Here is a 22,630-nt window from a genome sequence, read left to right on the forward strand (position 1 = left end):
GATTGAAATAGATCTACTTATGAACTTAACTAAAAACCCGATTTATTTAACATAAGATATATAATGCGTACTTTGATGTTTTGGTTTTACGGATGATTTTTGTAACAGATTTCAACTGCCATAAAGAAGCATTTATAACAGTTGAGAACGATTATCGCGTGATTAACGGTTGGTCTTTGGTGAGCTTACGAATGACAGCCCCACAGGATGGACATTGCGGCTGCATAATCGCTAGCCCTGTAAAGATTTCATCTTGGAACCACGGTTTATAACAAGATGAGCATTGATACATTGGGTCATCTTGGCGATTAACCATGCTGACGCCGCCCTTGTAGAAGATCTTTTTCACACTTTACTCCAGAGGTGATGTTGTTGAATTTGCGGTAATCCTTGAGTGAGTCTTCAAGGCCTATTTGCCAGAAGTCATAACACCTAGGACACAGCTCCTCGTACATGTAAACCTGATTATCCATAATGTACTCGGTGCATAAATGGCCTGTCGAGATGTTCACAAATATTATCGATGGAGTCACCACGATAAAAAACACGCTTTAATTCATCGATTTCATTCTCATCCCAACGTTTTAACGAATGCTCTTGAGGTGGTAAATTCGTAGCCTTGCTCCTTGTGAGAAGGTCTGCGAAAGAGCAAGAATTCACTTGCTCAGATAGCCCTAAACTGACGTTTTCCATACAGCCCCCTAGCCTTTATTTATAAGTCGGGTTCGAGTGAGGTTAACAACAAGCCAAAGCGTTTTAATTCAAGGCCACCGAAGTTATTAATAACAAAGCTAGAGCTGTGAACTGTATAAAATCCTGCAACATGAGGCGGTTGGCCTTCTTCTAAATTGAGCTTCATCTCAACGGGAAATTTACCGCCTAAGTAGGCATAAGCGGTTTGTTCGTAAATCGTTCTCGGCTGCTTGCCGTCTTTGCCCGGTATAGTGCGAGTATGGAGGTTTTCGTTCTCTTTGAATATTTCAATTTTAAGCATGGGTGAATCCTTATCAATCAGATATATAGTCAAATTTGTTGAACAACAAAAAAAGATCATCGCGGAAAAATCAAAGTGAGATGTGTTGAAAAAACACGTGAAAAATTCCGGAATTCCGGAGTTAGTTCGGGTGTAACAGGAACCCGAACCGCTTCGCGGCCATTTTGGCCGATTACGTGATTGCTTGTGCGATGGTGCGGCGCCGTCTTCAGGATGAAGCCTGCATCCGCATCCATTCGCACTAAGCCACTCCACGCTCTCCTTCACAGTTCTCGTCGTCGTCATTCCGTCGCTTGGTCGTCATGGAATGTCACGCAGTGGCGTGAAAGTCGCACACTGAGGCGCGAGATAGTCCCAAAATGCGTTGAGTGAAACTGCCGCGCGGTGTCGGCATGATGAGAACGGCTTAGCGTTCTTTCCGCTTGGCTGCTCATTTTCTCTCTACACGCGAGCGTAGCGTATAGCAGAGAAAATCGAGCCTATTAAAAACAAAGTCTTGTTGATGACATTCGACATACATTCACTAACATCTTGTTTTTATTACAGCAACTGGCGTTATTTTTAGTCGAGATAAGAAAAGCAATATAGTCACCACTAAGCCCTGAAAAGGTTTCAGGGCTTAGTGGTCAACGTGATAAAGGAGAACGGTATGTTAAAGTTGCTAACAGCAATAGTTAAATTGCTTACAGTCATCATCGAAGCATTTTTAAGCAGTAGGGAAAACACCTGAATTCGTATTATCCGACATTATATTACGGGTTCATTTTTGCAGAACGACTCAGCAAGCTGCCCACGTTCTGCAAAAATGAAGTCGCCAGTGCTGACGCAATGGTACTAACGACTGCCCCTCAACATAATGACGCGCCACATAATGCGCACTCTGATTTGTTAACCATAATAGCAATTGAAACCATACATCCAAATTTTCATTTCACAGTGAAATCACACCTTACTCATAACTCTGCTGCATTGATTTGTATCCGTATGTATTTCTCTGGAACTTTATATTTAAATTTTTTGCCTATCTTAATTTTAGATTTTGCTTTCGCGCAGATTTGGTAATCACCGTTTGTCCCAACGCCTACAATTTCTGCATAACTTTGAACATGCTTCATTTCGATCATCACGTCACAATATCCATCAAGCTTAGATCTATATTTTTTAAGAGCTTTAAGCGTTTGCTGTTTTATTGATTTCGCGACAGGATTACTTTCTGAATCGTCGGCATAACCCTTTGAACAGAAAACTACTATCACTAACGAAATGATAACTACACAGATTTTTTTCATCGTCGAGAACCTTTACAGAGATTTCCATCATGATATCAGCGAGTTATAAATGGACGATGTGTAAAGTTAATCGTTTCGACGATGTTCGTTTTTTAATGAAAACAATCTGTAACTTAAGAATGGCAGACTCAATGTGACTTCTTGGTTCGTTGCTCTTTTGTATGAAATCCCTGATGAGGAAAAACATTGCGAATACGCTGTTGAATTTTTTTAGGTACGTCTTTAGAAAAAACCAACTTAACACCCGTTCTCTGCTGGTAAACTTTTAGTTCGCCGCTCAAGTCTGTCTTTTCAGCAATCTCAGTCACATTATGTTTAAAACTTGGAGGGAAATGACCTTTAACTTGTGCTACGACACCATCTTTGAATTTAACTCTCAATATAGGCCGATCAACAGCGACTAACCAAAAGATAACTGCAGCAGCAGCCAGAATGACATACAACATTTTTATCTCCTTTCTTATTCAGACAGTAATTTACTTAAATCTTCTTTTAAACTTGAGACGGTTCTACTCGCTTTTTCGCTACGAGATGCTTCACTTAACAGGTATTCAATCGCGTCAGACAAAGTGCAACCAAGCTCATTGGCTCGATATGATAGTTTTTCCCACACTCGATAATCGAGATCGATAGATTTCTTTCTGGTGTGTAGTTGCTCGGCATTAAAGTGGCGTTTGCGTTTGGCTCTAATTGCTTGCTTGAGTTTATTACTCAGTTCAAGTGACATGTGCTGATCAATCCACCCAAGAACCAGATTGGGTTCATGCTCTATTTTTTTTAACTGTTCAATTGCAGCTAGAGCTTCACTTTTGTCTACATAACGAGTGATTGTTTCGCCATCCTTCCACTTATTAATTAAGTATTGCCACTTCCAACCCGATTCCAAATTTTCAAGCTGTTGATATTTCATAACGTAAAATCCATGCCAAGTTAGGGTGACAGCGTAACCCACCATCGTTCAGAGTTCAATTTTTGGATTCAAAAAAGCGAACAAGATCAAGCATAATAATGGAGCTGTTAGACATTGCTATTTTTCTATATAATCTGGCTTCTTTTAATAAACACTAGATTTCAATGACTCAAAATATTTGGCGTTCAGTCACACCTCAGTATGATCAATTCCACTCGCAACTAGCTCAGTACCCTAGTCTATCTCCGGTAACATTACTCGACACACAGCCCAGACTAGCAACCGCTATTCAGCAGTTTGTTCAATTGAAAGGTTTTACACGAGTGATGTTGATCAACGCGCCAGATAACTCAATCTATCGTCAATTAGTCAGTCAAAAACTTCAAGTAATAAAGCCAAACTCGCACGTTATTTGTACAGAGTCCCTCGATATGGGGACTATCTTTGGCCAATACCGCGCTGAAAATGGGCTTATCACCAGCGAAATTCCTGGTTTATTGGATAAAGCCAATGGTGGTTATCTTCTGATCTCCGCTAATATGCTGCTGGCTAATCCTAAAATGTGGCCATTATTAAAAGCGGCAGTATTAGGCGAAGATGTAAGCCCCATTAATTGTGATGCTAAATCACCACACCCCTCACCAATCTCTAAAAAATATGAGGTCAAACTGATCATTTTAGGTGATAGGAACCAGTTAGCCGATGTCGACTATTTGGATGCAGACGTCCGCTCAAGCTTTTGTTTCTACACCGAATTAGAGTTGGACCTGAAAATTGATGAACAATCGATATTGACCTACCTCGCTTATTTGCGTTGGATATCTGAAGAATACCAACTCCCTACACTGACTGAAGATGCCATTCCTGCTCTTATGACCGCAGGTGCCCGTTTCACGGAAGATCAACATTACACACCGTTATGTGTAATATGGCACAGAACACTCATAGAAGAAGCGGCCTTAGAGTCAAATCAGTATCCGATTACTAAATCTCATATCGAAAGTGCCTTAGACAAACGCTATTATCGAGAGTCTTATCTGCAGCAACGAGCACTCGACGACATACTTGATGGACAGGTAATTATCGAAACTCAAGGCGAACAAGTCGGCCAAGTCAATGGATTAACGGTGATCGATGTTGCTGGCCATCCTCTTTCCTATGGTGAACCAGCTCGTATCTCATGCGTTGTGCACTTTGGTGACGGTGATATTACCGATGTCGAACGCAAAGCCGAGCTCGGTGGTAATTTGCATGCAAAAGGCATGATGATAATGCAAGCCTTTGTAAGCAGCTCAATGAACCTTGACGCACCGCTTCCCTATTCGGCCTCAGTTGTCTTCGAACAATCATACAGCGAAGTGGATGGCGACAGTGCATCACTAGCCGAGTTATGCTCTTTAGTAAGCGCTTTATCTGAACATCCCATTAACCAACAAATCGCTGTGACAGGTGCGGTTGATCAATTCGGGCGAGTCCAAGCTGTTGGCGGGCTAAACGAAAAAATTGAAGGCTTCTACCATGTGTGTAAGCATCAGGGATTCACGGGTGGACAAGGCGTCATTCTACCAAGAACAAATCTAAAACATCTTGCGCTTCATAAAGATGTAGTCAATAGCATTAAAAATGATGAATTTCATATTTGGCCAGTCGCTACAGTTGATGAAGCCGTACCGATCCTCATGGGTGCGTCATTCAGAGGCGATGACGAAGAAAGCATCATTAATAAAATTGCTCAACGTATTGAAAACTTTGAAAGGCATGACCAATCACACAGTATTGCAGAGCGCATTAAAAACTGGTTTGTGTAGCACTGATCGGAGTTGTTTAGCGTACACGTGTTCCCTAATATGCACCCTATCAAAAATTGGAGTAACTGATAATGCAGAATAAACGAGATTCATATAATCGTGAAGACTTACTAGCCTCTAGCCAAGGTGAGCTTTTTGGGCCTGGCTACCCTCAATTGCCAGCGCCAAATATGTTGATGATGGACCGCATCACCAAAATGTCAGAAACCGAGGGCGAGTATGGTAAAGGCCTTATTCTTGCTGAGTTAGATATTACTCCTGATCTATGGTTCTTCGATTGCCATTTCCCTGGCGATCCTGTAATGCCTGGCTGTTTAGGTTTAGATGCGATGTGGCAACTGGTTGGTTTCTTCCTTGGCTGGGTTGGTGGCAAAGGAAAAGGCCGGGCATTAGGTGTTGGTGAAGTTAAGTTCACAGGTCAGATCCTACCAACAGCAAAAAAAGTAACTTACGAAATCACGATGAAACGGGTTGTTAACCGTAAACTTGTAATGGGCCTAGCTGATGGTCGCGTTCTTGTCGATGGCAAAGAGATTTACGTTGCAAAGGACTTAAAAGTAGGTCTTTTCCAAGATACTTCTGCTTTTTAATGACGTTAAATTATTCATAAGCGACTCATAGAGTCGCTTTTTTCTCATCAAAACACTTAGTTATAGTGCTTTAGTGTGGCTTGAATACTAAAAAGCCCCTTCCGGGGCTTAAATCCTTTTGCATGTATGTGGGAGTTTATTTGTAGAGACCAGCTTGTTTGTCATCTCTGGCATCGCGCCAACCACCTAGCCAATATGAACGAGCGTCCGTTTGTTGATAAGGGCAAGCCTCTACGGAACGTCCGTTTAAGCCAGCTTTATACCCATGAGACTGTGCTCTTTCAAGGCGATCACGCTTTTGTCTCTTCATCATAGTGTAGTCCTCATACAGTAACTTGTGTCTTACATACAACTATTAAATCTACATGGCATATCTGTTACGCCACAATTAAGAATTGCTCAAAAATTCGACTTTCTCAAGTTACAAAAAAGGCGCAGATTCTAAATTGTGAACTTGCGCCATTCTTTACACTATTTAATTATTTTCTGCGGAACCCAAAGAGAGCAAGTAGTGTCAGAGTAATCCACCCCATACTACCGCCTTTACGTTCAACGGGTGGAAGTGCCGTGCTACGGATTTCAATATCGCTAGCCGTCGCGCCAGCAATCGGGATCAGTTTAATCGCGACAACGCTTTCACTTCCAGAAGTACAGTATGAATTATGGGAGAAATCGTCATAGCCACCAGTACATTTAAATGCACTTGCTGCAATCACACCATCATCGTTGATATCTGAGGCTTCAAAAATACGGAACTGGTTATTATGTTGTGAGTAAGCCCCACCGTTGGTTAGATCATCTAACCACCAACCTTGGTTCTGGAACAATGCCATTCTTGCTGCATTACTCCCTGTACCGTTGAAAGGATAGATAAAGCCACGATGACGACGTTGTTTGCCTCCATCTTCACGACCTTTTTCTGCATCGATTTGACCGACAATTTCATTGAAATTGTTGATCGCTCTCGCTTCACCGCCAGCACCAGTAAAGAAAATGCCGCCCGATAGATAGTTAGCTACAGGTGTTCCGCTATTAGCATCTGCCACGAAAATACGATTCGCTGCTGCGCCGCTTTCAGGTTTATCGCCTCGACGTTTTGTTTCACCGATCACGATTAAATTATTATTAATATCAGTCGCTAATGAGTTGGAATAAATCACATCTCCATCCACTTTCAGTTCTGTGCCAAAAATAACTTTACTTTCCCATACATCATTAGCTGGTTGTGTATAAGCATCCTTGGGATAGAATACCGTTGCTTGCATTCTAAACACATTGTCATCGCGATAGGTATTAAAACCGGCCATAACCGGCTTGTTAGCGTAATTACCTGATGTAGGAATAGCAGCGCCTCTTACACTTGCTTGTGCCGAATAGCCACTGCGATTAGCGGTGACATCGCCAATCCAACCTGTTACGCGGTAACTCTTTATATTGCTAGTATCTGTCACATCCCAAATATAGGCTTGAGTGGCAAAAGCAAAATTTTGACACTGACGAGTTAACTGTGGATCGAGACCATCATTCACACAAGAGTTAACATCACCGTTATAATCTTTATTGTCGTCATCGCTATTTCCAGTTAGGTAAGAGCTTACCGATGCACTGCCGACTACAAACTTATTTGGGCTATCACCAAATACATCATAGGCAAATGTTCGACCCATTTTTTCAACAATTTTATTGTTAGTATCGCTAACAATAGACGTATCTGTTGGTGGGTTTAAAATATTGCCATTATAAAAACCACGTTGACGGTAGCCTAGAGCGTAATTACTTCCAGACTGTGTGTAACCGCTGCTCGTAATACCAAAGGCAGCAGTGCCGTCTAACCCAGTTAAAACGGTATTCTGAGTATTTTCAATAGGACCAAAAGGCAATGCTACTTTCGATGAGCCTACAAAGGCTGCTGCATTTTGTAGATAACTGCCATTATCCCAAGCATCGCGTTCACGTTTTAAACCACCAGTTTCAACACCGTTATACTTAAAACCGTGCCACTGCTTATCGGCCCAGGCAGCACAAGTAGAATAACCGAGTTCGTTAGAGCAATAGTTTTTGAGATCATCAATATCTTGGTAAACAAAACGATTATCCATTTTGAATGGCACTTCATCACGATAGGAAATACCATCAGAACCATTAAGCGTATCGCCAGCTAATTGAAAAGATGATTTACTACAAGATATTTCAAAGCAACCCAGGTATGGTTCTGTTGAGGTTATAACTTTTTTCTCAATGGCACGGCCATAATATTCATTAGCGACTAAGTTACCGGGTGTCACTTCTACAATTTGGTAAAGTGCAGCATGAGCTTGAGTGGCAGCCAGAATACTGGCCGCAATTACGGTGATTTTAAATGTTTTACTACTCATTAATAATCTCTAACTTTCCTGTTGCATTGCTTCGAGCTCTTCCCAGCGCTCGAAAGCAATTTCAAGCTCCTGCTCTTTCGCAGTTAACTTATCTAAAACGGGCTGTGTTTTATCTGCTGATTGCATGAAAAACTCAGGATCGTTCACTTGCTGTTGAAGCATTTCAATATCATTCTCAAGTTGCTCTAACATTGCGGGCAACTCATCCATTTCTCGCTGCAGTTTATAAGATAACTTTTTAGGTTTTGTCTTAATTGGCGCTGTTTTGAGAGTTTCCTCAACCACTTTTTCTTTATTGCTGACATTTTCAGCAACTCGTGACTGCAAAACCTGAGCTCTTTGTTGCTGAGCATCGTGATAGCCTCCAACAAATTCTTCAATTTTGCCATCGCCTTCAAAAATCCAACTCGTTGTTACAGTATTATCAACAAATTGACGATCGTGGCTGACAAGCAGCAATGTGCCTTGGTAATTGGCAAGCAAATCTTCTAAAAGTTCCAAAGTTTCGATATCTAAATCGTTGGTTGGTTCATCTAAAATCAATAAATTATTCGGTTTGAGGAAAATACGAGCAAGCAACAGTCTGTTTTTCTCACCACCAGATAGCGCTTTTAGTGGCGTTCTCGCACGTTTAGGGGCAAACAAGAAATCTTGTAAGTAGCTTAATGCGTGCCGTGGGCGCCCAGCCACCATCACTTCTTGTTTTCCGTCAGCTAAGTTGTCAATTACCGACTTCTCAGGATCGAGGATCTCACGGTACTGATCAAAATAAGCAACTTCAAGTTTGGTACCGCAATGTAATTTGCCACTCTGAGGTTGTAAATCACCCAACAGCAGTTTCAGCAGCGTACTTTTACCGCATCCGTTAGGGCCAATAAGTGCAATGCGATCACCACGCATGATATTGAAACTGAAGTTCGAGACAATGTTTTTGCCATCAATGCTATAGCTAATATCCTTCGCTTCGAAGACAATTTTTCCTGAACGCGCAGCGTCATCGATTTGCAAGTTTGCTTTGCCCTGTACCTCACGGCGATCATTACGCTCTTCTCTTAGCTTCTTGAGTGCTCTTACGCGCCCTTCGTTACGAGTACGACGCGCTTTGATGCCTTGGCGAATCCAAACTTCTTCTTGGGCCAATTTCTTATCAAACTCGGCATTTTGCATCTCTTCTACACGCAAGGCTTCTTCCTTGGCGACAAGGTACTGATCATAATCACCAGGAAACGAGCTGAGTTTACCGCGGTCAAGATCAACAATGCGTGTCGCCATTGAGTGGATGAACGTCCGGTCATGCGATACAAAGATGATCGAGCCTCTAAAATCTTTCAAAAAGCCTTCGAGCCATTCGATGGTGGTTACATCAAGGTGGTTAGTCGGTTCATCAAGCAAAAGGACATCAGGATCACACACTAGTGCTCTTGCAAGAGCCGCTTTACGCTGCCATCCACCGGATAAATCCGTTAGTTTGGTGTGACCATCCAGTTTCAACGCCGCCAGAACATTTTGGATACGTTCTTCAAAACGCCATGCCCCTGTATGCTCTAGCTGCTCTTGAATACGAGATAACTTATTGATATTACTTTCACTTGGATCGATAACGATGAGATCTAAAAGATCTTGATAGATCTTTAGATACTCACCAACTTCCGCTAATCCACCAGCAACATAATCAAAAACGGTGCCAGCTTCATCTCTAGGCGGATCTTGTTCTAATCGAGAAACAACAACATCTTGTTCTATCTGCATTTTTCCGTCGTCCATGATGATTTCTCTCGCAAGAACTTTCATCATAGTCGACTTGCCTGCACCGTTTCGGCCGACGAGACAAACTCGTTCATTTTCTTGTAATGCGAAATCTGCATGATCGAGTAATGGGTGGTCACCAAATGCTAATTGACCGTTATGGATGGTAATTAATGCCATTATTTTCTAACCAATGAAGTAATGTTTGTTGGTCAAAGGGCCAGCTCAGTTCGGATTCTTGGTATTTAAGAACCGGAATAGTGACCCCGTAACGAGAGAAGAGCGCATCATCAAATGCAATATCAACAAGTTGTACTTGTTCAGCAATGTTTGCCTGCTGAACAAGCTGAAATGCCATCTCACAGAGATGGCATCCTTCAGTACTGTAAAGCGTGAACAACTTCATTCCCTATTCACTGCGTGCATGGGAAATGGTCCAGCAGTTGTGGATCTGCTTATTGCGTTCAAAATCCAGTGGCAATGTTTGCGCTGAAATATTTTGAGCAACTAAACCAAGCTCAGCTAACGCTTCTAAATCCATTTTAAAATGTCGTTTATTGTTTGAAAACACAATCGTACCTTCTGGACGTAGGATACGTTTTAAATTTTCCATCAACTTAATATGATCGCGTTGTACATCAAATGTGTGTTCCATACGTTTGGAATTTGAGAATGTCGGCGGATCGATAAATATCAAATCAAATTGTTCTTTTGCAGTCTCTAGCCATTGCACACAGTCGGCTTGTTCAAAGCGATGCTGGTGTCCAACTTGACCGTTGAGCTTTAAGTTGTCTTTAGCCCATTCTAAATAGGTTTTAGACATATCAACCGTCATGGTTGATTTTGCTCCACCGCAAGCAGCATGAACGGTTGCAGAGCCGGTGTAAGCAAATAGATTGAGGAAATCTTTACCCTTTGCCATTTGCCCTAAGCGACGACGCGTCAATTTATGATCAAGGAATAAACCCGTATCGAGATAATCATGTAAATTGACAATCAGTTTAACGCCATACTCGTTCACTTCCATTGTCTCAGAAATTTGCCCTAATTTTTGATATTGAGAGCGTCCTTTCTGTTTTTCACGAACTTTGAGTACCACTTTATTTGCTTCTGTTCCGGTGACTTGAATCGCGGCACGAATGATATCTGTTAAACGGCGTTTAGCCTTTTCTTCTGGAATATCCTTAGGTGCGGCGTATTCTTGGATCACTAGGTGGTCGAGATAAACATCGATCGCAACATTGTATTCAGGCAAATCAGCATCATAAATACGATAGCAATCTAGTGATTCACGTTTCGCCCACTTACCAATTTTCGCAATATTTTTCTTTAAACGATTCGAAAAATCAGGAGCGATCACCGATTCTTGAGAAATAGACGCTCCCGCTTCTACCGTGCGCAATGAAATTGAGTAGTTCTTTTGGTGACAAGGTAACGCACCGTTATTTAACTTAAACTGCTTTTCAGCGCGCATACGCAAACAACTGAGTAATTCGTCAGAGCTTGAGAAAATCGACGCTTGGCAACCGCCAAATTCAGCCTTTAATTGACCACCAAATGCCGTGTATAAAGCAATCAAACCAGGATGTGTACCTAAACGTTCACCATAGGGTGGGTTACAGATAACCACACCATCCTCAAACCCTTCAGGACGTTTGATCAGTGCCGCATCACCTAGCTGGAAGGTAATCAGTTCTTCAACCCCTGCGCGGCGAGCGTTATCTTTCGCGGTCTGCAGCACTCGTGCATCGTTATCAAAACCAAAGAACTTACAGTCAACTTTCTTGACACCACGTCTTGCTTGAACATTGGCCTCTGATTTTATTTGCGCCCACAGTTCTGCATCAAAATCCTCTAAAGCTTCGAAACTCCACTTTGGACGCTTGAGACTAGGGGCCATACCAGCAGCCATCATGGCCGCCTCAATGAGCAAAGTACCAGAACCACACATTGGGTCGAGCAGTGGCTTCGCTTCACTCCATCCACTACGCAAAATAATAGCCGCTGCTAATGTTTCACGAAGTGGTGCTCGCCCCGCTTCGGTACGGTAACCGCGCTGATGTAAACCACCGCCCACCATATCAATCCCTAAAATGGCTTTATCTTTATGCAAGCGTACATGGACACGAAGATCTGCATGATCTTTATCGATCGAAGGGCGCGGTAAGTTCTTTTTGGTGAAACAGTCGACAACCGCATCCTTTACTTTCATCGCACCGTACTGACTGTTGCGGATTTCGTTATTTGTGCCGTTGAAGTCGACAACAAACTTTTTCGAACTATGAAAATGATTAACCCAGTTCACTGAACTTGCCGACAAGTAAAGATCCATATCATTTTGGCAGGTAAATTCAGAGAGGACGCGAACAAATCTTGATGCTAGACGGCTCCACAAACAACAGCGATAAATCTGCTCTTTCGACGCTTTAAATTTTACCCCGGCCTGCACGGGTTTTGCGTCCGTAATCCCTAATTTGGTTAGTTCTTCAACTAATAGGTTCTCAAGACCGTTTGAGGTAACCGCTAGATATTGATTCATACTGCTCTTTTACTGATAAAAATGACCACGCATTATACCTGACAATCCCACGCTTGAGTAAAACAAAGTGTCTCTTTCGCCTTCTCAACCATTCAATTGCTTAACTACTCGCCAATTTTACAAATAGACAAGCTTTGAGCATTGCAAAAACATCTCACTAGATATAGCAAGGCCTACGGGATAAGTGAGTATTTATTCACTGCAAAATTGGACTATACCAGATTGATTTTTACAGTGTAAATTAATTACAAATGAGCTAAAAATGGGAATATGTCGGCCATTTCTAGTGATGTAGACACTGTTTATAACGTCACTTTTGAAGAAAAAAACATCAGAATCCTGAACAAATCTCACATTTAAGATCGAATTCAGACGGATAGGATTGAGTTGGGGAAAAGCTCTAGGCAAAAAAAATCGGCTATTAAGCCGATGGGAAATGAAACAAAGGAACGAAACGTTGTGCTATTAGGGAAAAGTTAACTCACAAGAGCAACGTGCTCTTCGAGCAAAATATGATTAGCGCAAGCCATACGGTCATGCATAACCTTAATGACCTGTCCGAATTCCAGCTGTTTGGAACCATTCAGTATGAACGCATCCAAATCGACTAAGGCGCAAAGACTAGCGCAGTCCCCTACCTCAAGTACGATGAAATAACCTTGGCTGTAGCCGTTGACCAACCGAACAATGTCACCTTCACTCGGTTCAAAACCGTAGCCTTGATGATCAAAAAACCAACTTTTAGGCTGGACAGGTTTATGAAAACGCTTAGCGGCAACACAATAGAGTGCTAATTCGGCTTGTCTTGGCTCACTTAAACCTAAATAGGCAATTTGCTCTTTGTAGGTTTGGAAAGCACTCGCATCATCGACTGAAAAATGATTCTCAGCAAAAGCACAATCGACGAGCAGATTACGGTAAAGATTGGTCTTAAAAACCATCTCATCACCAAGGTACAACATCAGGCAGCTTTCGCTATCTGAATAATACCAACTCCATTTGTCACTTGGTTTAAGCATCGTTCCACTCTCTAATTTTAATGAATTATCAAACTATTAGGTAAAACGCTTAATTACCTTTGCCAGCTAGTGAATGTAATTTTAAGAACAGAAATATAAAAAAAAAGAGGAAATGAATAACTCATTCCCTCTTACTTTGACCCAGTCACTTTTTATTTTTCTGAGTAAATACCTTTAAATCGCACTTATTTACAGGTTCTTGACAATATCTCTCACTAAACCTGGGCCGTGATAAATGAATCCTGAATAGACTTGTACTAGTTTCGCGCCCGCCAACATTTTTTCTTTTGCAGCGATACAAGAATCAATACCACCCACTCCAATAATGGGCAGCTTATCACCCAGCTCTTGGTACAAGCACTTAATCACTTCAGTACTTCTTGATTGAACAGGACGGCCACTTAACCCACCCGCTTCATTCGCGAATTTCATACCTTCCACCAGCGACCGATCCAATGTGGTATTAGTCGCGATAACGCCATCAATATTATGCTTGAGTAACGATTGGCAAATTTGTTTAAGTTCGTCATCAGAAAGATCGGGAGCGATCTTTAATGTTAGCGGAACGTATTTATTATGCAGCTTAGCCAATTCAGATTGCTTCGCTTTCAGTACGGCAAGCAAATCATCCAATGCCTCACCATATTGTAACGTTCGTAACCCAGGAGTGTTGGGGGATGAAATGTTCACTGCTATGTAACCAGCATATGGGTAGACTTTCTCCATACAAATAAGATAGTCATCTGCCCCATTTTCAATCGGTGTATCTTTATTCTTTCCAATGTTGATACCGATAATGCCGTCATATTTAGCTTTCTTAACGTTCTCAACCAGGTTGTCGACACCTAAGTTGTTAAAGCCCATTCGATTGATAATACCTTCCGCTTGGATCAAACGGAATAAACGCGGTTTATCGTTACCAGATTGAGGACGTGGAGTCACGGTACCAACTTCGACAAAACCAAACCCCATTGCACCAAAAGCTTCTATGCATTCCCCATTTTTATCTAGGCCAGCGGCCAAACCTACAGGGTTTTTAAAAGTTAAACCCATGCATTCGACTGGGCGATTGGGTAAGTGTTGACGATAGAAGAGATCAAGAGGAGTGCCTGTGAAACGTTTAAAGTTTTCAATGGCGAGATCATGTGCCTTTTCGGCATCAAGTTGAAAAAAGCCAGTCCTGGCTAAGCGGTAGAGCATTGTGCCTCCGAAATAAAAAGCCCCGTATAAACGGGGCGTTATTATTTACTCATTTGCCGCACAATTCAAATTTAAAAGTACTAATTCTCTTAATGCTACTGAGAATTTTGCAAATTCATGTACTGCACCAACTTTAAATTCGTTGAGGATACTCTCCCAGCGCATTAAGGACACTTCATTACTAGCAATCCATTCATCCAGTGCTTTCATTACATCGAGTTCTTCTGGTGCACAAGTACAATTCAATACTTGCGCAGTGAGTTGACGCTGCTGCCAGTCTAAATCTTCACGGAATGCAGCGCGAGCTAGTGCTTGCCAGTTGTTATCCACCGCTTGACCGTTAATCTGTTTTAAGAACCAGTGCAGTGATAAACGATCACCTAAGTTAAAGTAAAGCTTAGCTGTCTGAGCAACAGTCTTACCTTTATCACGTGCCACTGTGGATATATCCAGTGCTGAGTACAGGCTTGATAAACGAGCAACGTAATTCGCCAGTTCTGAGTTAATGCCTTTATCAATCCAGACTTGAGCCATGGCATTATGCTCTGCAACCTCTTCAGCAACGAGCATATTATCTAGTTCAGCGGAAACGGCATTGACGTCAGTTTGATAAAGCGCAATCAAATCTTTGACCGATTGTTTGCCTGAACGATTACGCAGCAACCAACGAGATAAGCGGCGTAAGGTTCGGCGTACTAAGAAAATCACATCGTACTGTGCATCGGCTTCTGCTTTATTGTCGAGTAAACGAACCTGCTCAAGAACACGGCCTAAACCATAGATTTCTCTTGCCGCAGTGTAAGCATTGGCAATATCGACAACATTCGCACCAGTCTCTTCTTGAAGACGGGTCACGAAATTACATCCCATTTCGTTCACCATCTGATTGGCCAGAGCCGTAGCAATGATCTCTGCACGAAGTGGGTGTTGTTGCATGTGCTGAGAATAGTTACGACGTAACTCCGTAGGGAAATAGTTGATCAACTGCTGTGAATGGAATTCATCGTGTGAAATCTCTTCACAAGCCAATTCCTCTTTCAACACCATTTTGCCGTATGCCACTAATACCGATAGCTCCGGACGGGTTAATGCAAATCCCTGCTTCTCACGCTCAAGCAAAGTTTCATCATCTGGAATGTATTCCAATGCTCGGTCAAGGTGCCCTGCTTTTTCCATTGCATGGATGAAACGAATTTGCTCTTTAACTAACGATACACCCTGTTGCTCAGTGACAGAAATAGCTTCAGATTGAGCGTAAGCATCTTCAATAACGATGCCTCCTACTTCGTCTTCCATCGACTCTAAGATCTGATTACGTTGTTTGACGGTAAGATCACCATTCGCCACCAAGCCATTCAAGAAGATCTTAATATTAACTTCATTATCCGAGCAATCGACGCCGCCAACGTTATCAACAAAGTCGGTATTAACACGACCACCAGTTAATGCATACTCAACACGTCCAAGTTGAGTCATACCTAAGTTACCACCTTCACCGATCACTTTTGTGCGAAGATCGCGTCCATCAATTCTTAGAGCATCGTTAGCACGGTCACCTACATCAGAATGGCTCTCTTTCGATGATTTAACATAGGTGCCGATGCCTCCGTTCCACAGAAGATCCACTTCCATTTTCAAGATCATTTTAATCAGCTCATTAGGCGCAACAGAAGCCTTCTTAGTGCCGATCATTTTTTGAATTTCAGGCGTTAAGGTGATCGATTTCGCTTTGCGAGAGAAGATACCACCACCTTTTGAGATCAACTTTGCGTTGTAATCTTCCCAGCTAGATCGTGGCGTGTTGAATAAGCGATTGCGCTCTTCCCAACTTTTTGCTGAATTTGGTGTTGGATCGATGAAAATATGCAAATGGTTAAACGCTGCTTGCAAACAGATGTGTTTAGACAGCAGCATACCATTACCGAACACATCTCCAGCCATATCGCCAATGCCAATCGCTGTAAAATCTGTGGTTTGGCAATTAATGCCCATCTCACGGAAGTGGCGCTTGACTGACTCCCATCCCCCTTTTGCTGTAATCCCCATGGCTTTATGGTCGTAACCATTTGAACCACCAGAAGCAAAAGCGTCACCTAGCCAGAAATTGTATTCTGCTGACACTGAGTTAGCCAAATCGGAAAATGTTGCTGTCCCTTTATCCGCGGCTACAACTAAGTAAGGGTCATCTTCATCATGACGAACGACATTTTTAGGTGGAACGACTTCGCCTTCAATAATATTGTCGGAAACATCGAGTAATGCACGAATAAAACGTTTATAGCAGCGTTGTCCCTCGGCAAAGATCTCATCACGCGTGGTAAACATGTGCTGTTTCTTACACACAAAACCACCTTTTGCTCCCACAGGAACAATAACGGTATTTTTTACCTGTTGCGCTTTCACTAACCCTAGAATCTCGGTACGGAAATCTTCTTGGCGATCAGACCAACGTAATCCGCCACGTGCTACTTTACCACCACGTAAATGAACACCTTCAATATCAGGCGCATAAACGAAGATTTCGAAAGCCGGCACAGGAGCTGGAATTTCAGAAATCTCTTTCGGTTTCATTTTTAAAGAAAGCCAGGGTTTGATCTGATTGTTTTCATCCAGCTGGAAGTAGTTAGTACGGATCGTTGCACTGATCATCTCCATATAACGACGAATAATACGATCATCATCCAAGCTATCAACACGATCTAACTCTTCAGTAATAGCGTTGATAAGATCCGTTTGCCCTTTTTGAGCCCCTTTGTGTTTAGGATCAAACCGCTTTAAGAATAGTTCCACCAGCCCTTTTGCTACATCTGGATAATGGCTGAGTGTATCTTCAATATATTGTTGACTGAATGGGAAACCCACTTGGCGCATGTAACGCGCATAAGCACGAAGAATCGATACTTCGCGCCCAGTTAATGAAGCACCGAGTACTAGTCGGTTGAAGCCATCACTCTCTAATTCACCAGCCCAAATAGCCGCAAATGCTTGTTGAAAACGATCTCTCGCTTCTCGAAGATCGACACTCTTATCGCTCTTATGCAGCATTGAGAAATCTAAGATCCAATACGTTTGTCCATTTAACTTGCGTACTTCATAAGGTGACTCTCCGATCACCCTCAGCCCTAAGTTTTCCAACATAGGCATCACATCAGAAAGATGGATTGGCTCGTCACGGTGATAGAGTTTTAAGCGCACCGCTTTTGAATCGGCCGCTTCTTCTTGTGGACGATAGAACAACATGCCGAGTTTGTGCTCTTCATCTAAGGCTTCCAATCGCTGGATATCATCCACCGCTGAACCCGGCATCATGTCTTCTTTGTAAGAACGAGGGAATGCACGCATGTATTCTTTCGATAATGGCAGTCCTTTACTCTCTCCAAAGTTTGCTACGATCGCATCTGATAAACGATCATCCCAAGTTGATGATGCTTCCATTAAATTCTGCTCTACCGTTTTTACATCGACATCCATATTGTTATTATCAACACGTACGATGTAGTGTGTTCTTGCCAATGGGCTTTCTGAAAAATAAGTGGTGAACTCAACATCTTGCTCACAACCAAAGTACTGTTTGAAAATTCGTTGCGTTTGGCGGCGAAGCTCGGTGTTATAGCGCTCTTTGGTCACATAGACCATGCAACTGAAGAAACGACCAAACGGGTCTTTACGAACAAACAGACGCAGCAAATCCCTATCTTGCATTTGCACTACGCCCATCCCAACTTCTAACATCTCTTCTTCACGTGCTTGCAGTAACTCATCACGAGGATAGTTTTCTAGAATATTGTGCAGCGCTTTATAGGAATAGGAGCCTGCACGATAACCGCTGGCTTTTAGAATACGTTCTACTTTTTCGCGGATCAGCGGAATAGTTTCGACACTTTGGTTATACACTGCCGAGGTATATAGACCAGTGAAACGATGTTCACCGATCACTTTACCTGCTTTGTCGAACTTTTTAACGCCGATATAATCGGTATAAGCTGGGCGGTGGATACGTGATTGGGTATTGCCTTTAGTGACAATCAATAAAAAAGGCTTTTTGGCTTCAAGGCGCGCGGAATCAGGAAAGTCAGATAATTTTACGCTGCGCACACGTTTTGAATCAGAAAATAAACCCAACCCTTTTTCTGCTGTTGGTCTCAGTTCAGTATCGCCTTCGACCGTCACGAGGTCGTATTCTTTGTACCCCATGAAAGTGAAATTATGATTTCCCATCCACTTTAAGAATTTGATGGTTTCTTCGTAACGATCACTTTCTACAGGAATGAACTCTTTTTGTGTCTCCAATTGCGCAATCACTTGCACTAGTTTTTCTGACATTGGTTGCCAGTCTTGCACCACTAAAGCTGTATCGCTCAGAATACTAAGCAACTCATTTTTCAACTGTGTCATCGCTTCTTTGCTGCTAAGGCGGTCGACTTCAATATGAAAAAGAGATTGCAGAACACCCTCACCTTGGTTTACCGAAGTAATAACACCGTTATCGGTGCGCGAGATTTGCGTTGGACCATTGAGCATGAGGTGTGACGATAAATCCAAACGGCTGAGCGCCATTTTAATGGAGTCCACAAGAAACGGACTATCAGGGATTACTATTTCAACAATCGTGTGCGTTGACTGCCAACCTTGGCGGCTTACTGTCGGGTTAAATACCCGCACTGAACGCTCCTCCGGGTTTTTCTCGTTAATATGGTGCCATAGGCTAACTATCGCACCATATAAGTCAGATTCATTACGTTCAGTCAGATCATCTTTCGAAATGTTACTAAATAGATGTTGAGCAAGTTGGGTCACGAGCGGTTGATGAGCAAGATCGAGTTTGTCTTGAATCAGTTTGTACACTTTTTCAAGCAGAACTGGCACTAAAGTTTCACGCGCAGTCATAGTAGACTCCAAGATTATTATTTTTGTAGGGTATGCGGTAAGCATAGCGCTTACCATTGGTAATGCTTGCTTTATTGTAAAAGCTTTATTGACAAATAGTTAACAGTTTTAGGGCAGGTCTGAGGTGAAATGTTTGAGAATGTGATTAAGATTCCTATTTAAATATCTAGAAAATCAGCGGATCACAGAGTTTCTAACTTTACAAACTTGTTATTTTGGTCAGTTGTCAGCCGAAATCGACCTTTTACTCCAATTTGGCTAAGAAATGGACGAAATCGAGACGCGGGTAGCTGAAGGCGTAAACCTTGATCTGTGTAGACTTGTACAGAGCTTGCTACACCAGAATAGTGCGCTAAGTAAGTTTGATAAGAAATATTGAGAGTAAAATAGTATTGCTTCATAGCCGTTAACCAAAATAGAGCGAGGAGACGTATCTATCACCTCGCTCTTAGTAGAGTTAAGATCCTTAAGATTCGAGCGCTTTTGTTACTTTTTCAAAGAGATCTCGAGCTAAATTATCCATTGACTTCAAAGTCTCCAACTCCGATTTCATCATTGCTTGACGAGTTTCATCGTAGAGCCTGAATTTAAGTAAAGGATCAATTAAACGCGACGCAACTTGGGGGTTACTATCATTGAGTTCACGCAGTATCTGCCCTGCAAAACGGTATCCCTCACCCGATTTTGCATGGAAGTTAACTGGGTTTGCACTGAGGAATGAACCAATTAAACTGCGGGTACGATTTGGATTTTTTAAGCTAAATGCTTCATGTTTCATGGTTTGTTGAATAGTATCCAAAACACTTGGCGCGGGGTTAGTCCCTTGCAGTGCAAACCATTTATCCATCACCAATCCATCGTGTTTCCATTTATTGCTGTAATCATCCATCAGTGCTTGACGGCACATAAGCTGTGCACTATTCGCAGCGCTCATAGCGGCGATGGTGTCAGTCATGTTGTTGGCGCTGTGATACTGAGCCAGCACCAAATCATTGCCTTGGTCGGTATAAGCTAAATAAGCAAGGCAAGTATTGCGCAATGCTCGTTCACCAATTGCACTGTGTTCAATGCTGTATTGTGTCTGTTTTAAACTGTGGTAAACCGCATTGAGCTCATCTTGCAATGCGTTAGCAAGCTGTACTTTCATCGCTTTAAGTACGGTCGCTATTGCATCAACATCCACACGTTTATACCAACCTGAAACCTCATTATGGCTAGGCAATGAGAGCATTTCCGCAATAAAAGCAGGCTCTAGAGCCTCACTCAGTAACACACCACGGAATGCATCAACTACCGATTCAGGCAAATCCGCCGCCTTACCCGACTGCACTCCAAACACATTGCTACGGATATATTTGGCTAACAACATTTGGCCTGCATCCCAGCGAGCAAATTCGTTGCGAGCATTGACCATCAAGAAGATCAGCTCATCATCACTGTAGTCATACTCCAGTTTCACTGGTGCTGAAAATTCGCGCAACAAGGAAGGGATCGGTTTCTCTGGCACATTTTCAAACACGAAGGTCTGCTTAGCCTGTGTTACGTTCAGTACATTAGAGATTCGCTTTCCGTTACATTGTAACTCAATTACATCACCATGAGCGGTGTATAACTCAACATCAAAAGGAATATGCAGCGCTGCTTTCTCTTTTTGCTCGTGCGTTGGTTCGGTTGTTTGCTCTACGGTTAAGGCATAGGTTTTCTGTTGTGCGTCATATTCAGTGCTCACTGAAACAATCGGTGTACCAGATTGGCTATACCATAAACGGAATTGGGTAAGATCGACGCCAGAAGCATCTTCCATCGCTGCCACGAAATCTTCGCAGGTAGCGGCAGTGCCGTCATGACGCTCAAAATAGAGCTTCATCCCTTTTTGGAAATTCGTTTCACCCAATAACGTATGCATCATACGAATCACTTCACTGCCTTTTTCATAGACAGTTAATGTATAGAAGTTATTCATTTCTATCACTTTATCGGGACGAATTGGGTGTGACATTGGGCTGGCATCTTCCGCAAATTGTGGCCCGCGAATAATGCGCACATTATTAATGCGATTCACCGCTCTCGACCCTAAATCAGACGAAAATTCTTGGTCACGGAATACCGTTAGGCCTTCTTTTAAGCTTAATTGGAACCAATCACGACAAGTAACGCGGTTACCAGTCCAGTTATGGAAATATTCGTGGCCAATCACCGCTTCAATACCTAAATAATCAGTATCGGTAGCGGTTTTTTCATTGGCTAGCACAAACTTAGAGTTAAAAATGTTGAGGCCTTTATTCTCCATCGCACCCATGTTGAAAAAATCAACGGCAACGATCATGTAGATGTCGAGATCATACTCTAAGCCGAAGCGCTCTTCGTCCCACTTCATTGCGTTGATAAGTGATGTCATCGCATGAGAAGCGCGGTCGAGGTTACCTTTATCAACAAAAATCTCGAGGGCAACATCGCGACCGGACTTGGTTTTATATTGATCACGTAATACGTCAAAATCACCCGCAACGAGAGCAAATAAGTAAGCAGGTTTCGGATGTGGATCTTGCCACTTCACCCAATGACGCCCTTCTGTAAGATCGCCATGTTCGATACGGTTACCGTTACTTAATAAAAATGGGTAATCTTTTTTGTCAGCAATCACGGTCGTGGTGTATTTTGCAAGAACGTCTGGACGATCGAGGAAGTAAGTGATGCGACGGAAACCTTCCGCTTCACACTGCGTACAGAACGCACCACCCGATTTGTATAACCCTTCTAGTGCGGTATTCGCTTCAGGGTTAATCAGTGTCACGATCTCCAATTCAAACTCTTGAGGTAATGATGAGATCGAGAGCCCGCTTTCAAGCAGCTGAAAATCTTGCCATTCGGTGCCATTCACTTTGAGCGATTTCAGCTCAAGGTTTTCACCATCCAGCACCAATTGGTTATTCTCTTTTTGCTGCTTAACGTGAGAAACGGCAGTCACTGTGGTGTTGGTATCAAAGAGATCGAATGTTAATTCGAGATCCGTAATGGTATGTGATGGAGATTGATAATCTTTGCGATACTTGGCTTGGGGTGTATGAGCCATGTCGGAATCCTTGTTGACGGAGTGAAATGTGACGTTTTTGATAAACATTCAGTAAGATGACTATAGATCTAAGGCTTGTTATCATTAATAACAACCCCTCAAACCGAAAAACGAGGCATTTAAGACAAATACCTCGTTATTTCGCTGACAATTTACCCATATATCAACAGGTTTCACTCATTGCCTTTCTTATGATAGAA

The 22,630-nt window shown here is 42.4% G+C and carries 19 protein-coding genes; 2 read left to right on the plus strand and 17 right to left on the minus strand.

The window, feature by feature from the left end:
* Nucleotides 1–151 precede the first annotated feature (151 nt).
* The 7 genes from AACT18_RS09660 to matP form a co-directional block, all read right to left on the minus strand.
* Nucleotides 152–349 carry a hypothetical protein gene (locus AACT18_RS09660; RefSeq protein WP_094124672.1) on the minus strand — a complete coding sequence of 66 codons (198 nt, stop codon included), beginning with the start codon at nt 347–349 and terminating at the stop codon, nt 152–154.
* Between the two features lie 116 nt (nt 350–465).
* The gene (locus AACT18_RS09665) at nt 466–693 is read right to left on the minus strand and encodes a hypothetical protein (RefSeq protein ID WP_176429321.1); all 228 of its coding nucleotides are present in this window, start codon (nt 691–693) and stop codon (nt 466–468) included.
* Between the two features lie 19 nt (nt 694–712).
* Nucleotides 713–994, minus strand: coding sequence for a single-stranded DNA-binding protein (locus AACT18_RS09670; protein ID WP_094124671.1), 282 nt, complete (start codon nt 992–994; stop codon nt 713–715).
* A 281-nt stretch (nt 995–1,275) separates the two neighbouring features.
* On the minus strand, nt 1,276–1,428 hold the full coding sequence (locus tag AACT18_RS09675; RefSeq protein WP_176428338.1) for a hypothetical protein: 153 nt from the start codon (nt 1,426–1,428) through the stop codon (nt 1,276–1,278).
* A 519-nt stretch (nt 1,429–1,947) separates the two neighbouring features.
* Nucleotides 1,948–2,283: a hypothetical protein gene (locus AACT18_RS09680; protein ID WP_013856900.1), complete on the minus strand. Its 336-nt coding sequence runs from the start codon at nt 2,281–2,283 to the stop codon at nt 1,948–1,950.
* Nucleotides 2,284–2,411: 128 nt separating this feature from the next.
* The gene (locus AACT18_RS09685; protein ID WP_013856901.1) at nt 2,412–2,729 is read right to left on the minus strand and encodes a DUF3634 family protein; all 318 of its coding nucleotides are present in this window, start codon (nt 2,727–2,729) and stop codon (nt 2,412–2,414) included.
* 14 nt (nt 2,730–2,743) lie between these two features.
* Nucleotides 2,744–3,193, minus strand: coding sequence for a macrodomain Ter protein MatP (gene matP, locus AACT18_RS09690; RefSeq protein WP_026027109.1), 450 nt, complete (start codon nt 3,191–3,193; stop codon nt 2,744–2,746).
* A 164-nt stretch (nt 3,194–3,357) separates the two neighbouring features.
* On the opposite strand from matP, the gene AACT18_RS09695 reads away from it, so the two are divergent.
* The gene (locus tag AACT18_RS09695; protein ID WP_010320551.1) at nt 3,358–5,001 is read left to right on the plus strand and encodes a S16 family serine protease; all 1,644 of its coding nucleotides are present in this window, start codon (nt 3,358–3,360) and stop codon (nt 4,999–5,001) included.
* A 71-nt stretch (nt 5,002–5,072) separates the two neighbouring features.
* Nucleotides 5,073–5,591, plus strand: coding sequence for a bifunctional 3-hydroxydecanoyl-ACP dehydratase/trans-2-decenoyl-ACP isomerase (fabA, locus tag AACT18_RS09700; RefSeq protein WP_013856904.1), 519 nt, complete (start codon nt 5,073–5,075; stop codon nt 5,589–5,591).
* 136 nt (nt 5,592–5,727) lie between these two features.
* Here the strand turns inward: fabA and rmf are convergent, their stop codons facing one another.
* From rmf to pepN, 10 genes are all read right to left on the minus strand, one after another.
* Entirely contained in the window at nt 5,728–5,901 is a 174-nt protein-coding gene (rmf, locus tag AACT18_RS09705) for a ribosome modulation factor (protein WP_010320553.1), read from the minus strand.
* A gap of 169 nt (nt 5,902–6,070) precedes the next feature.
* Nucleotides 6,071–7,966, minus strand: a complete 1,896-nt coding sequence (locus AACT18_RS09710) for a DUF3466 family protein (protein ID WP_094124846.1) — start codon at nt 7,964–7,966, stop codon at nt 6,071–6,073.
* A gap of 9 nt (nt 7,967–7,975) precedes the next feature.
* Entirely contained in the window at nt 7,976–9,892 is a 1,917-nt protein-coding gene (locus AACT18_RS09715) for an ABC transporter ATP-binding protein (protein WP_094124847.1), read from the minus strand.
* Entirely contained in the window at nt 9,870–10,118 is a 249-nt protein-coding gene (locus AACT18_RS09720) for a glutaredoxin family protein (RefSeq protein ID WP_013856908.1), read from the minus strand. Before AACT18_RS09720 ends, AACT18_RS09715 begins: the two co-directional genes overlap by 23 nt.
* A 3-nt stretch (nt 10,119–10,121) precedes the next feature.
* Nucleotides 10,122–12,251 carry a bifunctional 23S rRNA (guanine(2069)-N(7))-methyltransferase RlmK/23S rRNA (guanine(2445)-N(2))-methyltransferase RlmL gene (gene rlmKL / locus AACT18_RS09725; protein WP_094124944.1) on the minus strand — a complete coding sequence of 710 codons (2,130 nt, stop codon included), beginning with the start codon at nt 12,249–12,251 and terminating at the stop codon, nt 10,122–10,124.
* A 476-nt stretch (nt 12,252–12,727) separates the two neighbouring features.
* Entirely contained in the window at nt 12,728–13,270 is a 543-nt protein-coding gene (locus tag AACT18_RS09730) for a cell division protein ZapC (RefSeq protein ID WP_010320557.1), read from the minus strand.
* A 189-nt stretch (nt 13,271–13,459) separates the two neighbouring features.
* The gene (gene pyrD, locus AACT18_RS09735; RefSeq protein WP_013856910.1) at nt 13,460–14,470 is read right to left on the minus strand and encodes a quinone-dependent dihydroorotate dehydrogenase; all 1,011 of its coding nucleotides are present in this window, start codon (nt 14,468–14,470) and stop codon (nt 13,460–13,462) included.
* A 45-nt stretch (nt 14,471–14,515) separates the two neighbouring features.
* Nucleotides 14,516–19,357, minus strand: coding sequence for an NAD-glutamate dehydrogenase (locus tag AACT18_RS09740; protein WP_017044697.1), 4,842 nt, complete (start codon nt 19,355–19,357; stop codon nt 14,516–14,518).
* A gap of 182 nt (nt 19,358–19,539) precedes the next feature.
* Entirely contained in the window at nt 19,540–19,758 is a 219-nt protein-coding gene (locus AACT18_RS09745; RefSeq protein ID WP_013856912.1) for a DUF2835 domain-containing protein, read from the minus strand.
* 65 nt (nt 19,759–19,823) lie between these two features.
* The gene (gene pepN / locus AACT18_RS09750; protein WP_064625167.1) at nt 19,824–22,430 is read right to left on the minus strand and encodes an aminopeptidase N; all 2,607 of its coding nucleotides are present in this window, start codon (nt 22,428–22,430) and stop codon (nt 19,824–19,826) included.
* Between the last annotated feature and the right edge of the window lie 200 nt (nt 22,431–22,630).

Source organism: Vibrio sp. V04_P4A5T148 (genome assembly GCF_963875605.1).
Lineage (GTDB): Bacteria > Pseudomonadota > Gammaproteobacteria > Enterobacterales > Vibrionaceae > Vibrio > Vibrio anguillarum.

Coding starts and splice junctions, on each gene's coding strand:
- AACT18_RS09670 (WP_094124671.1), bottom strand. CDS start 994: ATGCTTAAAATTGAAATATTCAAAGAGAACGAAAACCTCCATACTCGC.
- pyrD (WP_013856910.1), bottom strand. CDS start 14,470: ATGCTCTACCGCTTAGCCAGGACTGGCTTTTTTCAACTTGATGCCGAA.
- pepN (WP_064625167.1), bottom strand. CDS start 22,430: ATGGCTCATACACCCCAAGCCAAGTATCGCAAAGATTATCAATCTCCA.
- AACT18_RS09740 (WP_017044697.1), bottom strand. CDS start 19,357: ATGACTGCGCGTGAAACTTTAGTGCCAGTTCTGCTTGAAAAAGTGTAC.
- AACT18_RS09720 (WP_013856908.1), bottom strand. CDS start 10,118: ATGAAGTTGTTCACGCTTTACAGTACTGAAGGATGCCATCTCTGTGAG.
- matP (WP_026027109.1), bottom strand. CDS start 3,193: ATGAAATATCAACAGCTTGAAAATTTGGAATCGGGTTGGAAGTGGCAA.
- AACT18_RS09695 (WP_010320551.1), top strand. CDS start 3,358: ATGACTCAAAATATTTGGCGTTCAGTCACACCTCAGTATGATCAATTC.
- AACT18_RS09715 (WP_094124847.1), bottom strand. CDS start 9,892: ATGGCATTAATTACCATCCATAACGGTCAATTAGCATTTGGTGACCAC.
- AACT18_RS09730 (WP_010320557.1), bottom strand. CDS start 13,270: ATGCTTAAACCAAGTGACAAATGGAGTTGGTATTATTCAGATAGCGAA.
- AACT18_RS09685 (WP_013856901.1), bottom strand. CDS start 2,729: ATGTTGTATGTCATTCTGGCTGCTGCTGCAGTTATCTTTTGGTTAGTC.
- AACT18_RS09675 (WP_176428338.1), bottom strand. CDS start 1,428: ATGAGCAGCCAAGCGGAAAGAACGCTAAGCCGTTCTCATCATGCCGAC.
- AACT18_RS09710 (WP_094124846.1), bottom strand. CDS start 7,966: ATGAGTAGTAAAACATTTAAAATCACCGTAATTGCGGCCAGTATTCTG.
- AACT18_RS09665 (WP_176429321.1), bottom strand. CDS start 693: ATGGAAAACGTCAGTTTAGGGCTATCTGAGCAAGTGAATTCTTGCTCT.
- rmf (WP_010320553.1), bottom strand. CDS start 5,901: ATGAAGAGACAAAAGCGTGATCGCCTTGAAAGAGCACAGTCTCATGGG.
- rlmKL (WP_094124944.1), bottom strand. CDS start 12,251: ATGAATCAATATCTAGCGGTTACCTCAAACGGTCTTGAGAACCTATTA.
- fabA (WP_013856904.1), top strand. CDS start 5,073: ATGCAGAATAAACGAGATTCATATAATCGTGAAGACTTACTAGCCTCT.
- AACT18_RS09745 (WP_013856912.1), bottom strand. CDS start 19,758: ATGAAGCAATACTATTTTACTCTCAATATTTCTTATCAAACTTACTTA.
- AACT18_RS09680 (WP_013856900.1), bottom strand. CDS start 2,283: ATGAAAAAAATCTGTGTAGTTATCATTTCGTTAGTGATAGTAGTTTTC.